Origin of the sequence: Rhodococcus sp. IEGM 1372, from assembly GCF_030056835.1 — a bacterium.
Lineage (GTDB): Bacteria > Actinomycetota > Actinomycetes > Mycobacteriales > Mycobacteriaceae > Rhodococcoides.
The window spans coordinates 91,865-104,139 of record NZ_JASHKS010000004.1 but is presented as its reverse complement, the minus strand read 5'-3'; the positions used below and the strand labels follow the sequence as shown (position 1 = coordinate 104,139).

Here is a 12,275-nt window from a genome sequence, read left to right as displayed (position 1 = left end):
CTTCGACCCTATCGAAGGTGATGCTACGAGCGCGGTACCAGCCACCGCCGTAGCCGGGCGGTGACGAACGGCATCACCACGTAGACCATCAGCGGCGTGCACATCATCACCACCACTGCGGTGCGCAGAGCCACGTTCAGCTCCGTCAGGTGCGGAGTGAGAACGATGTTGACGAGCAGACTGACAGCGTAGAAGGCCACGCCGATCGAGATCGCCTGCTTCCACCGCGGCGGCGGTCCACCGATCACCCGAACGGCGTCGGTGAGGTTGGACTGCGGCTCGAACCATCCCTCCACACCGGAGAGTCGATGGGTCGCAACGTCGTCGGCGATGGGACGGCCGGTGGCGAGCCAGGTGCGCCTGGCATCCGAGCGCAGCCAGGCGTCGAGGTCATCGTGGGTCTCGAATCGGTACACCACGTGATAGTCGCTGGAATCACCGGAACTGCGCAGCCAGCCGCCACCGAGAAATCCGGGAAAGGTTCGGACCAGATCCATCCCGTGATCGGTCCACTCCACGAAGTCTGTTTCGTATCCCTGTCGAACGCGTCGTGCGACCGAGGTCGTGACGTGATCGAGCGTGTCGGTCGTGGTCATGACTACCCCTTCTGCGCGTGTTCGTAGCGGATCGATGTGTTCTACACAGAGTGCGGCCAGATGGACCGACTTTCAAATCGGGAGCCGAATCGAAGATCGATGGCTCACGGCCAGGAAAGATGTGACAATTCGTCTACACAGACCCTTTCCGAGCGACCTGGAGTGGACGGATGGCACAGCACCGACCCGAGTACCGTCTCGACGACGTGGACCGACGCATCGTCACCGAGCTCAGCCGTGACGGCCGAATGTCCATGCGCGCCCTGGCCGAGGCCACCCACATCTCGCGGGCGCACGCCTACGTGCGCGTCGACCGCCTCGTCGACGAAGGTGTCATCGAGGGATTCACCGCACGCATCGCCTACGAGAAGGCGGGGTTCGGCGCGTCGGCCTATGTGGCACTGTCCATTCGGCAGGATTCCTGGCGAGCCGTCGCCGACGACCTGAGCACCTTTCCGTTCGTCGAACACGTCAGCCTCATGGGCGGCGACTTCGACGCACTCGTTCTGGTGCGAGCTCCCGACACCTCGGCGCTACGCCATCTGGTACTCGACAAGCTGCAGGGACTCGACGGGATACTGTCGACGCGAACCTGGCTGATCTTCGACGAAGCGATCGGACCGGGCGCGCAGTGGACCGCAGAGACAACGAACGGAAGCAATCCATGACCACGTCCGAGCGAGATCCGAACTCCACCGACGTCATCGTGATCGGCGGCGGAATCGGGGGTGTCTCGCTCGGGTACGAACTCGCGAGCGACCGACGCGTCACGCTGCTCGAGCGCGAGAAGACCCTGGCCTTCCACACCACCGGCCGCTCGGCCGCACTGTTCCTGGAGACCTACGGCAACAGCACCATTCGCGCTCTGACGACGGCGAGTCGAGAATTCCTGACGAATCCGCCGGAACACTTCCGATCCGAATTGCTCGCCCCGCGTCCGCTTCTGCAGTTCGCGGCCAGTGGCCGCGGTGACGCGCTGGAGGCAATGTACGCGGACGTCAGCCGACTGACACCGGACGCCCAACTGGTATCCCCGGCCGACGCGCAGACGCTCTTTCCGCCGCTGCGTCCCGAACTGATCGATTGTGCACTGTACGAACCACATTCGATGGAGGTCGACGTACACGCGCTGCATCAGGGGTTCGTGCGGGGGCTGCGCGATCGAGGTGGTCGAGTCCACACCGGGGCAGGTGTGACGCAACTGCGACGCATCGACGGACTGTGGCACGTGCACACCACGGACGGGTCGGTCCACACCGCGCCGCTCGTCGTCGACGCAGCAGGCGCGTGGGCGGATGTTCTCGGAGCGATGGCGGGAGCCGATCCCATCGGACTCGTGCCGATGCGTCGGTCGGTGTTCATGGTCGCCGCACCCGATGATCTCGACACCGCGAATCTTGCGACGTTGAGCGACATGGACGAGAAGTTCTACATCAAACCCGAAGGCGCACAACTGTTGTGTTCGCCTGCGGACGAGACGCCCACCGAACCGAGTGATGCGCGCCCGGACGAGCTGGAGATCGCGCGGGCGTTCGACGACATCGCCGAGGCGACCACGCTGACGGGAAGGCATCTGCGCTCGTCCTGGGCGGGTCTGCGCAGTTTCGTTCCCGATCGCACCCCGGTCGTGGGCTTCGATCGAGAAGTCGAAGGTTTCTTCTGGTGCGCCGGTCAGGGCGGATACGGAATCCAGACGTGTGCGGCGCTGGCCAGGGTGGGCGCGTCTCTGATTCGGCGGCAACCACTTCCGGTCGATGTGACCGAGCGTGGACTACGGCCGGGCGACGTGGCTCCGCAGCGCTTCGGGTGAGAGGCGCTTCGCGCCACGTGCACGAAAACTCGACCCCTGCTACGAAGTTTCACTCACGTGCGGCGCAGCCGCTCTACCGACGACGCGTCGTAGATCACGCACCGTGGTTCGGTAGATGTCCAGTAGATCGGCGTCCTGTCCACCGTCGACCCGCTCGGCCCAGTCGTCGAAGGCGATGCGCATGACCATGCCGGCACCCTCCACCAGAAGTCGTGCATAGGAACGCGATTCGTGGCCACCGAGCCGTTCGGCCACCGCATCGGTGACGCGGCACAATGTCATCGCGTCGTGGGCGAAGGCCGCGGATCGCAGGTGCGCGTCGGCCCCGATCAGCCGTCGGGTGCGAAGGAGACGATCACGCACCTCGTCCGGTGCGGAGGAAAATCGTTCGACGGATCGCTCGTAGAGTGCTTCGATTCCGGTGATGGTGATGTTCTCCGGTGCCGTGGACGCCAGCCAGGCGTGCAGATCGACGTCCAGCTCGGGGTCGTTTCCGAGGACGGATTCTTCCTTCGACGCGAAACTACGGAAGAACGTGCTGGGCGATACCCCTGCCCGACGCGCGATCTCGTCGACCGTCGTCGCGGCGCACCCCTGCTTCTCGAACAGGTCGAGCGCTGCGCAGGAGATCTCGAGCTGGGTGTCTCGGCGACGTCGTTCTCGCAGATCCAACACTCGTTCGGTCATCCTCGTCACTCCTTCGGGTTCTCACCGTCAACTTACCAGTAATATTCAAGTTGACAGTCACTGTCATGGTGACTCAAGCTATCTAGGCGGTCCGTTGTCCGCACCTTGTACCGATACTCGAAAGCTTCCGATGAACTCACCTCAGACCGACCACACATCCGAGTCCGCGCTGGACGACGAACTCGCGCCGGGCAGCAAACTTCTGATCGGCATTCTCGTCATCGCCGCGTTCGTCATGATCCTCAACGAGACGATCATGAGCGTGGCACTCCCGACCCTGATGGTCGACCTCGACATCACGGCGACGACGGCGCAGTGGCTCACCACCGGATTCCTGTTGACGATGGCCGTGGTCATCCCCATCACCGGATTCCTGTTCCAGCGCTTCACGTTGCGCCAGGTATTCGTGGCTGCGATGAGTCTGTTCACCGTCGGCACACTGCTCGCAGCCTCTGCCCCGGGCTTCGAGCTACTCCTGCTCGGACGCGTCACGCAGGCCAGCGGCACGGCGATCATGTTGCCGCTGTTGATGACGACGGTGCTGACCGTCGTTCCCGCGCACAAGCGCGGCGCAATGATGGGCGTGATCTCCATCGTCATCGCCGTGGCCCCCGCCATCGGTCCGACGATCTCGGGCATCATCCTCGATTCGCTGAACTGGCGTTGGATGTTCTGGCTCGTGCTGCCGATCGCGCTCGTCGCGTTCGCCATCGGGACCACCCTGGTGAAAAACGTGACCCAGACCGGTCGGCCGTCGTTCGATCCCCTGTCGGTCGTCCTGTCCGCGTTGGCTTTCGGCGGTATCGTCTACGGCCTGAGCAGCCTGGGACATTCGGCCGAGGAGTCCGTGGTGCCGGTATGGCTGCCACTGGTGGTCGGAGCAATCGCCCTCGTGGTGTTCGTGCTGCGTCAGATCTCGCGTCAGGACCGCGGCGGCGCGCTGTTGGACATGCGTCCGTTCCGTACCCCGACCTTCAGCATCGGCCTCGGCATGATCGCGATCTCGATGATGGCCCTGTTCGGCGCCCTGATCCTGCTACCGATGTACCTGCAGAACGTTCGCGGTCTCGACACCCTGGACACCGGACTCATGCTGCTTCCCGGTGGACTGCTGATGGGCCTGCTCGCGCCGTTCGTCGGACGTATCTTCGACCGAATCGGACCGCGCCCGTTGGTCATTCCAGGTGCGATGGTGGTAAGTGCCGCGCTGTGGTCGATGACCGTGCTCGACGCGCAGACCGCGCTGCCCTTGGTGATCGGCATCCACATGCTGCTCTCGGCGGGGCTCGCGCTGATCATGACGCCGCTCATGACCTCGTCACTGGGATCGCTTCCGACCCAGCTGTACTCGCACGGTAGTGCCATCTTCAACACGGTGCAGCAGTTGGCAGGCGCTGCCGGGACCGCACTGTTCGTCACCGTCATGTCGAATACCGCGGCAGCCCGAATCTCCGACGGCGCAACCGAGGTGGGAGGTTCGGAGGCAGGCATCCACACCGCCTTCCTTTACGGCGGTGCAGTATCGCTGGTTGCGGTGGTGGCGTCGTTCTTCATCCGCGCCCCGGCACGTAGTGATCTCGACGAGGTCGCTCCCGTACAGCCGGTGCACTGACTCAACTGGATCGAACCATCGTCACAGCCGCAGACACGATCTCGTCTTCCGACAGGAGGACGAGATCGGCTGCTCCGCCGAGTGGCACGAACGAGTTCTTGCTCGCCACTCGGCGGACCGTGCCCGCGTAGCCACCCTCGATCAGGGCCGTCACGACGCCTTCTCCCACTCCCCCGTCGTGCCGGGTCTCGTCGGCGACCAACACTCGATCGAAGCCGTCGAGCCGGCGCAGAAGGTCGTCGATCGGCAGCGGAACGATCCACCGCAGGTCGACGATCGTCACGCCGATTCCGTGCTCACGCAACCTCGGCACCGCACGCCTGCTCATCACCACCCCGTTTCCGAACGTGACGATGGCAAGATCGCCTCCGTCCGAATGCTTTGCGACGGTATCGAATTGGGCCGGGCCTTCGTCGGTGCAGCGGAGCGCCCCGTCACCGTCGAGCAGGTCGGTGCGGTGATACAACGCGATCGGCTCGAGAAAGACACATACCCGTCCCTCCTCCACGGCCAGTGCCACACAGGTTCGCAGCAGGGCTGCGGCCTCGGCCGCGGAACTCGGAACGGCAACCACGATGCCGGGGATATCGCGCAGAACCGCAACCGCGTTGTCGTTGTGAAAGTGCCCACCGAAACCACGCTGATACGCCAGGCCTGCGATACGCACGACCATGCCGTTGGTGAACTGCGAATCGGAGAAGAACTTGAGCGACGCGGCCTCGCCGCGCAACTGATCCTCCGCATTGTGCAGGTACGCCAGATACTGAATTTCGGGTATCGGAACGAACCCGGCGAGCGCAGCACCGAGGGCGGTGCCGAGCACCGTCTGCTCGTCGAGCAGAGTATCGAAAACCCGTGCTACACCGAACTTCTTGCGTAGACCCTTCGTGACACCGTAGACGCCGCCCTTGACGGCCACGTCCTCCCCGAACACGAGGACGTCCGGTCGCGCTGCCATGATGTCGGTGAGGGTCCTGTTGATCATGGCGGCGAGCGTCAGATGCTGCCCGCCCTGTGCGGGCCGCAGGCTCTGCTCGGTGGCGGCCACGGCAACGGGTCGCCGTTCGGTGAGCGGAGCCATCACCTCGTCCGCGGTGGCCAGGCGCGACGACGCCCCGGTCCGCAGTGACTCGACCATTGCCTCGGCCTCGGCCACGACGGTCTCGCGCACCGCCTCGTAGCGCACTTCGACGTCGGCTGCCGAGAGCACCCCGGCCCCGATCAGCGTACGTGCAGTGGCGAGCAACGGATCTCGAATGTAGTCGCCGACGATGTCTGCATTGGTTCGGTACGCGAGCTCGGCGTCGGATCCGGCGTGGCCCATCAGCCGCACCGTCTCGAGATGGAGGACAACCGGTCGACGGCGAGTCCGCACGGTAGCAACGGCAGCGTCGACGGTATGCATCAATGCATCAGGATCGTGTCCGTCGGCCCGCACGTACTCGATCGAGGGAAATCTGCCGAGCGACTGCGCTATCCACCCTCGCGGCGATCGGGTACTGATGCCGATCCCGTTGTCCTCGCAGACGAACAATATCGGCATCGGAACGGATTGGTGCGCGCAGTAGGCCGCCGAGTTGAGCGCCCCCACCGTCGTCGAATGGTTGGCCGAGGCGTCGCCGAAGCTGCACACGACGATGGCGTCCTCGGGCCACGGGGTGCGATGCCGCAGAGCCTTCGCCCGGCCGAGTGCGAACGCCAGACCGACTGCGCGCGGTACCTGAGAGCCGATGGTCGATGTCTGCGGGACGATGCCCAGTTCCGGATGCCCGAACACCTTGTGGCGGCCGCCGGACATCGGATCGCCAGTCGAGGCGACCAGACTCGCCAGCACATCCCGGATCGGGGTCACGTCCGAATACTGTTGTGCACGTGCCGCGTAGAAACCACCGGAGCGGTAGTGCAGCAGTGCCGGGTCGGTGACCGTTGTCGCGGCACCGACGGCTGCGTTGGCCTCGTGCCCGGACGAGCCGATGGTGTAGTAGCCGAAGCCAGCTGATTGCAACCAGCGCGCGGCGAAGTCGAGATGCCTGCTTGCGAGCTGCGCGTCGAAGTACCGGAGCAGTCGGTCCGGATCGGCAACGGCCGAATCTCCGTTCCGAGCCGACCGAACCTGCTTCAGGAAGTACTCGTCGATCGCCTCGGCCACACTCGCACCTTTGTCTCCATCGAGCTGTCTGCGTCGAGCCGAGCTGAGGAATCAGCTCAGGGCGATCATATCCATCGGAGTGCTCAGCAACCGGCCGACGAGGGCCAGGAACTGCGAACCTTGCTGGCCGTCGACGAGGCGGTGATCGAACGAGAGCGACAGGGTCGTCACGGACCGCAATGCGATCTCGCCCTCGTGCTCCCACGGCATGCGGCGGATCGAACCGAAGCACAGGATGGCAGCCTCGCCGGGATTGAGAATGGGAGTGCCCGCGTCCACTCCGAACACTCCGACGTTGGTGATCGTGATCGTGCCGTCCGCCAGGTCGGCCGGACTGCTCTTGCCCTCCTTGGCCGTTCGCGTCAGGTCTGCCAGTGCGCGGGCGATGTCCACCAGGGACAGTTCGTGTGCATCCTTGATGTTGGGCACCATCAATCCGCGCGGGGTTGCTGCGGCGATGCCGAGGTTGACGTAGTGCTTGGTGACGATCTCCTGAGCAGCCTCGTCCCAGGAGGAGTTGAGCGAGGGATTCGATTTCAGCGCAACGAGAACCGCTTTGGCGACCAGCGCCAGCGGGGTCAGCCGCACGTCGGCGAAGTGGGCGGAGGACCGTAGCGAGTCCAGCAAAGTCAGGGTGTCGGTGACGTCCACCGTGACGAACTCGGTGACGTGCGGAGCGGTGAATGCACTGCGCACCATTGCATCCGCAGTATGTTTGCGCACCCCCTTGATCGGGGTCCGCTCTTCGCGGCCGACCTGCAGTGGGGTCTGCTCCCCTGCAGTGTCGGCTCCGTGCAGATACGACTCGACATCGTCTCGGGTGACGTCGCCGCGAGCTCCGGTCGGGGGTACCTCGGATAGGTCGACGGCGTTGTCCTTGGCGATCTTTCGCACCGGCGGTGCAGCCAGCGGTTTGCCGTTCTGCCCGGTCGATGCCGCAGAGACCGGAGTGGTCCCCCGGCCGCCGCGTCGACTCGATCCTTCCTTCGCCACGCCGTAACCGACGAGAACCGGAACGCGTTCCTCGCTGTCCTCGACAGGACTCGCGTCGTCCACATCGGTGCCGGTGACGACGACGTCGGGGTCCTCGGTGTCTCCATCGACTCGGATGTCGATGATCGGAACCCCGACCTCGACGGTGTCACCCTCCGACACATGCAGGGCAGCAACGACGCCCGCGAACGGTGACGGAAGTTCGACGGCGGCCTTGGCCGTTTCGACCTCGGCGATGTTCTGGTTCAACTCGATCGTGTCGCCGACCGCGACCAGCCAGGTCAGCAGATCGGCTTCGGTGAGTCCTTCCCCGAGGTCGGGCAACGGAAAGCTCTTGATGGTGGGCATCGTCGAATCCTGTTCGGTACGTATCGGCGGCGGTCGGTGAGCGCGAGGTCAGTGCGAGCGGCAGCGGTCGACTGCGTCGAGAATCCGGTCGACGTCGGGGAGATAGAACTTCTCCAGCTTCGATGCCGGGTACGGAGTACCGAAGCCGCCGACGCGCAGTACCGGTGCCTCGAGGTTGTAGAAGCAGCGTTCGGAGATCCGAGCGGCGATCTCGGAGCCGAGGCCCATGAACACGGGGGCCTCGTGCGTGACGACCAGACGCCCGGTCTTGCGTACCGAGGCCTCGATGGTCTCGAAGTCGATGGGTGAGAGTGAACGAAGATCGATGACCTCGATCGACACCCCCTCGTGGGCCGCGACTTCGGCGGCTTTGCGGGCAGTGGCGACGAGCGGTCCGTACGCGATCAAGGTGAGGTCGGTGCCCTCGGTGACCACCCGCGCCCGATGCAGCGGGTACGACGCGTCGGCATCGAGGTCGATCGGGCTCTTCTCCCAGTACCGACGCTTCGGCTCGAAGAACAGGACCGGATCGTCGCTGGCAATGGCCTGCTGAATCATGGAGTAGCCGTCGGCGGCGTTGCTGCACGTGACGACGCGAAGTCCTGCGGTCTGCGCGAAATAGCCTTCGGGAGACTCCGAGTGATGCTCGACGGCACCGATTCCGCCGCCGTAAGGCACCCGAATCGTCATGGGGATATTGACGTTTCCACTGGTGCGGTAGTGCAGTTTGGCGACCTGCGAGACGATCTGGTCGAACGCCGGATAGATGAAGCCGTCGAACTGGATCTCGCACACCGGGCGGAATCCCCGCATCGCGAGTCCGACTGCGGTGCCGATGATGCCCGACTCCGCCAGCGGCATGTCGAGTACCCGTCCGGGGCCGAAGTCCTTCTGCAGGCCGTCGGTGATGCGGAAGACGCCGCCGAGCTTGCCGATGTCCTCGCCCATCAGCAGAACCTTCGGATCGTTCTCCATCGCTCGTCGCAGACCTGCGTTGATGGCCTTGCCCAACGGAAGACTGGTGGGCCGTTCCAGGGTGGTCATGACGAAGCTCCTTCGAATCCGGCTTGGTACGAGGCGAACTGGGCTCGCTCGTCGTCCAGGAGGGGGTGGGGGTCGGCGTAGACGTTGTCGAACACCGACATCGCAGCCGGTTCGACGGTCTCGAGGCATCCGCGACGAAGCTCGGCCGCGACGTCATCGGCGGTGCGCTTGACCGAGGCGGCGAATGCGTCGTCGAACACGCCGATTCGCCTCAGTAGCTTCTCGATTCGGTCGATCGGATCCTTGGCGCGCCATTCGTCGTCGGTGGCACCCGAGCGGTATCGCGTCGGGTCGTCGGAGGTGGTGTGCGGGCCCATGCGGTAGGTGACGGCCTCGATGAGAGTCGGGCCGCTGCCCTCGCGGGCGCGAGCGAGCGCTGCCCTGGTGACGGCCAGGACGGCGAGAACGTCGTTGCCGTCGACGCGGACCGACGGAATGCCGTAGCCCTCACCGCGGGCGGCGATCGTTGCCTTCGTCTGCACCGTCACCGGCTCGGAGATCGCCCACTGATTGTTCTGACAGAAGAACACCACCGGTGCATGGAAACTGGCGGCGAAGCCCAGCGCCTCGGAGATGTCGCCCTGGCTGGTCGCGCCGTCACCGAAGTAGGTGATGGCCGCGCCCTCGGCTCCCTCGAGTTGCATGCCGATGGCGTACCCGGTGGCGTGCAATCCCTGCGAGCCGACGATGATCGCCGGTGTAGTCATGCGGTACTCGTACGGGTCCCAGCCCGAGAGCGTCGAGCCGCGCCAGAACCGCAGCATCTGGGTGGGGTCTACTCCGCGACAGTAAGCAACGCCGTGCTCGCGGTAGCTGGCGAACACGAAGTCCTCGGTGTCGAGCGCACGAGCGGAACCGACCTGTGCCGCTTCCTGCCCGAGCAGCGGTGCCCACAAGCCCAGTTCGCCCTGTCGCTGTAGCGCGGTCGCCTCGGCGTCGATGCGCCGGACGACCACGAGATCGCGGTACATCTCCATCATCGCGGCCGTGTCGATGTCCGCGACGAGAGGTGAGTAGGTCTCGTTGCGGACCACCGTTCCAGATTCTTTGATCAGCTGTACCAGCGAGGTGGTGTTCATGTTCGTCGCACTCTCCGTCGTGGTGTGATGTCCTTCACAAGAACACCACCGACAGCCAGGGTGCACAAGTGCTGACTTCAGAACTGCGCACGATGCACAATATTGGGTAACGACCGAGCGACAGGAAGTGCGCAATGACCGATCTGGACAAGACCGACGCCCGACTCCTCCTCGCCCTCTGCGCCAAGCCGCGAGCCACCGGCGTCGAACTCGCCACCACCTTGGGCCTGTCCCGCAACACCGTGCAGGCGCGCCTCGGTCGATGGGACGACAAGGGATCGCTCACGCCGATCGATCACCGCATTCCACCGAAATCTCTCGGCCGCCCGCTGCAAGCATTCGTCACAGCTCAGGTCAACCAGCACACCCTGGCTGCGGTCACCGAACACCTGTGCACCATTCCGGAAGTGCTCGAGGTGTTCGGACTGTCCGGTGCTGCGGACATGCACATTCGCATCGCCGCAGTCGACGCCGACGACCTGTATCGCATCGCAGGCCTCATCCTCGATATCCCCGGCGTCGAGCGCACCAACATGTCCATCGCGATGAGCGAGTTGATCCAGTACCGCACCAAGCCGTTGCTCGAGCAGCTCGCCGAGGAGGGCCGGCGCTGAGCAGGCAGACCAGCTCTGCCGAATCGATTCACGCGCCACAGTGCAACATGCACGTTCTCGGCGACGGTGGTTGACCAGCGTGCACGTTCACGGCACTCTTCGACGGACATGTTCCCGGACACCATCCATTTCCGGGTACCGCCGCCTCATCACCGAAAGAGACTGCCTGTGTCCATCGTTGCCGACCGCCCCGCCGTCGTACCCACCCCGAACGATCCCCTGCCGACGGGCGTCTTCGATCGCCCCGACATGCCGCGCGACTCCGCACACGAACGCGTCGTGTTCTGTCAGGATCCCGACACCGGTCTGCGCGCGATCATCGCGGTCCACTCCACTGCGTTGGGACCCGCTCTCGGCGGAACTCGCTTCTACCCCTACGCATCCGAGCAGGATGCGTTGACCGATGTACTACGACTCTCCCGGGGAATGACCTACAAGGCGGCCGTCGCGGGAGTCGATCTCGGCGGCGGTAAAGCGGTGATCATCGGCAACCCCAACGCCATCAAGACCCCGACCCTGCTTGGCGCGTACGGCCGGTTCGTCGAGTCGCTCGGCGGAACGTACGTGACGGCAGGCGATGTGGGCACCAACAGCGACGATCTCGACATCATCGCCGAAGAAACGGCGCACGTCGTCGGCAAGAACACCACCGCAGGCGGGACCGGCGACAGCGGCCCCCAAACCGCGCTCGGAGTCTTTCTCTCTCTTCTGGCCGCAGCCGAATCGACCTGGGGCTCGGACGATCTGACCGGAAAGCGCATCGGCGTCGAGGGCGCGGGCAAAGTGGGCTACAACCTCGTCGCCCTGCTTCGCGATGCCGGTGCCGAGGTGATCGTCAGCGACTCCTACGCGCCCGCCCTCGATCGCATCGTTGCCGACTTCCCCGGTGTCACCGTCGGATCCGACATAATCGGTGCCGACATCGACGTCTACGCCCCGTGCGCCATGGGTGCCACTCTCGACGCGTCCTCGGTGGCCCGGTTGTCGGCGTCCATCGTGTGCGGCGCAGCGAACAATCAACTCCTCACACCCGATGTCGAAGCCATGCTGGCTGCGCGCGGAATCGTCTGGGTACCCGACTACGTCGCCAACGCCGGTGGCCTGATCCAGGTGGAAGGCGAACTGCGCGGCAAGGATTCGGCCGAGGTGATGGCCACGATCGGCAAGATCCGCGATACAGTCGCCGGCATCTTCGCCATCGCCCGCACAGAGGGCATCCTGCTGGGAGCCGCGGCAGATCGCCTGGCCGAGGATCGAATCGCCGCCGCGCGGCACTGACCAGCGGCCTGCACACGACGCTCCACTCCCTGCCGTAAATCGGCGATACCCGCGCCACAGGCCGC

General features: G+C 64.8%; 11 protein-coding genes. 5 read left to right on the top strand and 6 right to left on the bottom strand.

From position 1 onward, the window contains the following. Positions 1-23: 23 nt before the first annotated feature. Positions 24-596 (bottom strand): antibiotic biosynthesis monooxygenase, encoded by a 573-nt coding sequence (locus tag QM590_RS06995; RefSeq protein ID WP_269594330.1) that lies wholly within the window; start codon positions 594-596, stop codon positions 24-26. A 170-nt stretch (positions 597-766) separates the two neighbouring features. Here QM590_RS06995 and QM590_RS06990 point away from each other — a divergent pair, with 170 nt between their 5' ends. Together QM590_RS06990 and QM590_RS06985 are read left to right on the top strand one after the other, a co-directional pair. Next, positions 767-1,264: an Lrp/AsnC family transcriptional regulator gene (locus tag QM590_RS06990; protein ID WP_094686552.1), complete on the top strand. Its 498-nt coding sequence runs from the start codon at positions 767-769 to the stop codon at positions 1,262-1,264. After that, positions 1,261-2,406 carry an NAD(P)/FAD-dependent oxidoreductase gene (locus tag QM590_RS06985; RefSeq protein WP_269594329.1) on the top strand — a complete coding sequence of 382 codons (1,146 nt, stop codon included), beginning with the start codon at positions 1,261-1,263 and terminating at the stop codon, positions 2,404-2,406. The genes QM590_RS06990 and QM590_RS06985 overlap by 4 nt, the downstream gene beginning before the upstream one ends. Positions 2,407-2,445: 39 nt before the next feature. On the opposite strand, the gene QM590_RS06980 is transcribed toward QM590_RS06985, so the two are convergent. After that, positions 2,446-3,093, bottom strand: coding sequence for a TetR/AcrR family transcriptional regulator (locus tag QM590_RS06980; RefSeq protein ID WP_262498277.1), 648 nt, complete (start codon positions 3,091-3,093; stop codon positions 2,446-2,448). A 130-nt stretch (positions 3,094-3,223) separates the two neighbouring features. On the opposite strand from QM590_RS06980, the gene QM590_RS06975 reads away from it, so the two are divergent. Further along, positions 3,224-4,705, top strand: a complete 1,482-nt coding sequence (locus QM590_RS06975) for an MDR family MFS transporter (protein WP_269594328.1) — start codon at positions 3,224-3,226, stop codon at positions 4,703-4,705. 1 nt (position 4,706) lies between these two features. Here QM590_RS06975 and QM590_RS06970 read toward each other — a convergent pair whose 3' ends face one another. The 4 genes from QM590_RS06970 to pdhA are packed head-to-tail and all read right to left on the bottom strand — an operon-like array spanning position 4,707 to position 10,318. Continuing rightward, positions 4,707-6,854 (bottom strand): thiamine pyrophosphate-dependent enzyme, encoded by a 2,148-nt coding sequence (locus QM590_RS06970; protein ID WP_269594327.1) that lies wholly within the window; start codon positions 6,852-6,854, stop codon positions 4,707-4,709. A 51-nt stretch (positions 6,855-6,905) separates the two neighbouring features. Then, a complete protein-coding gene (locus QM590_RS06965; protein ID WP_269594326.1) occupies positions 6,906-8,195 on the bottom strand; it encodes a dihydrolipoamide acetyltransferase family protein in 1,290 nt (429 codons plus the stop codon). A gap of 48 nt (positions 8,196-8,243) precedes the next feature. Next, the gene (locus QM590_RS06960; RefSeq protein ID WP_269594325.1) at positions 8,244-9,239 is read right to left on the bottom strand and encodes an alpha-ketoacid dehydrogenase subunit beta; all 996 of its coding nucleotides are present in this window, start codon (positions 9,237-9,239) and stop codon (positions 8,244-8,246) included. Further along, a complete protein-coding gene (pdhA, locus tag QM590_RS06955) occupies positions 9,236-10,318 on the bottom strand; it encodes a pyruvate dehydrogenase (acetyl-transferring) E1 component subunit alpha (protein ID WP_269594324.1) in 1,083 nt (360 codons plus the stop codon). Before pdhA ends, QM590_RS06960 begins: the two co-directional genes overlap by 4 nt. A gap of 134 nt (positions 10,319-10,452) precedes the next feature. Here pdhA and QM590_RS06950 point away from each other — a divergent pair, with 134 nt between their 5' ends. Further along, complete coding sequence (locus QM590_RS06950) at positions 10,453-10,932, top strand: Lrp/AsnC family transcriptional regulator (protein ID WP_269594323.1); 480 nt, start codon at positions 10,453-10,455, stop codon at positions 10,930-10,932. Between the two features lie 249 nt (positions 10,933-11,181). Next, positions 11,182-12,210 carry a Glu/Leu/Phe/Val family dehydrogenase gene (locus QM590_RS06945; RefSeq protein WP_269594450.1) on the top strand — a complete coding sequence of 343 codons (1,029 nt, stop codon included), beginning with the start codon at positions 11,182-11,184 and terminating at the stop codon, positions 12,208-12,210. The last annotated feature ends 65 nt before the right edge of the window (positions 12,211-12,275 follow it).

Excerpts from the sequence above, each read along its gene's own strand:
- QM590_RS06990 (WP_094686552.1), top strand. The coding sequence starts at position 767 with ATGGCACAGCACCGACCCGAGTACCGTCTCGACGACGTGGACCGACGC.
- QM590_RS06950 (WP_269594323.1), top strand. The coding sequence starts at position 10,453 with ATGACCGATCTGGACAAGACCGACGCCCGACTCCTCCTCGCCCTCTGC.
- QM590_RS06965 (WP_269594326.1), bottom strand. The coding sequence starts at position 8,195 with ATGCCCACCATCAAGAGCTTTCCGTTGCCCGACCTCGGGGAAGGACTC.
- QM590_RS06960 (WP_269594325.1), bottom strand. The coding sequence starts at position 9,239 with ATGACCACCCTGGAACGGCCCACCAGTCTTCCGTTGGGCAAGGCCATC.
- QM590_RS06995 (WP_269594330.1), bottom strand. The coding sequence starts at position 596 with ATGACCACGACCGACACGCTCGATCACGTCACGACCTCGGTCGCACGA.
- pdhA (WP_269594324.1), bottom strand. The coding sequence starts at position 10,318 with ATGAACACCACCTCGCTGGTACAGCTGATCAAAGAATCTGGAACGGTG.
- QM590_RS06980 (WP_262498277.1), bottom strand. The coding sequence starts at position 3,093 with ATGACCGAACGAGTGTTGGATCTGCGAGAACGACGTCGCCGAGACACC.
- QM590_RS06975 (WP_269594328.1), top strand. The coding sequence starts at position 3,224 with ATGAACTCACCTCAGACCGACCACACATCCGAGTCCGCGCTGGACGAC.
- QM590_RS06945 (WP_269594450.1), top strand. The coding sequence starts at position 11,182 with ATGCCGCGCGACTCCGCACACGAACGCGTCGTGTTCTGTCAGGATCCC.
- QM590_RS06985 (WP_269594329.1), top strand. The coding sequence starts at position 1,261 with ATGACCACGTCCGAGCGAGATCCGAACTCCACCGACGTCATCGTGATC.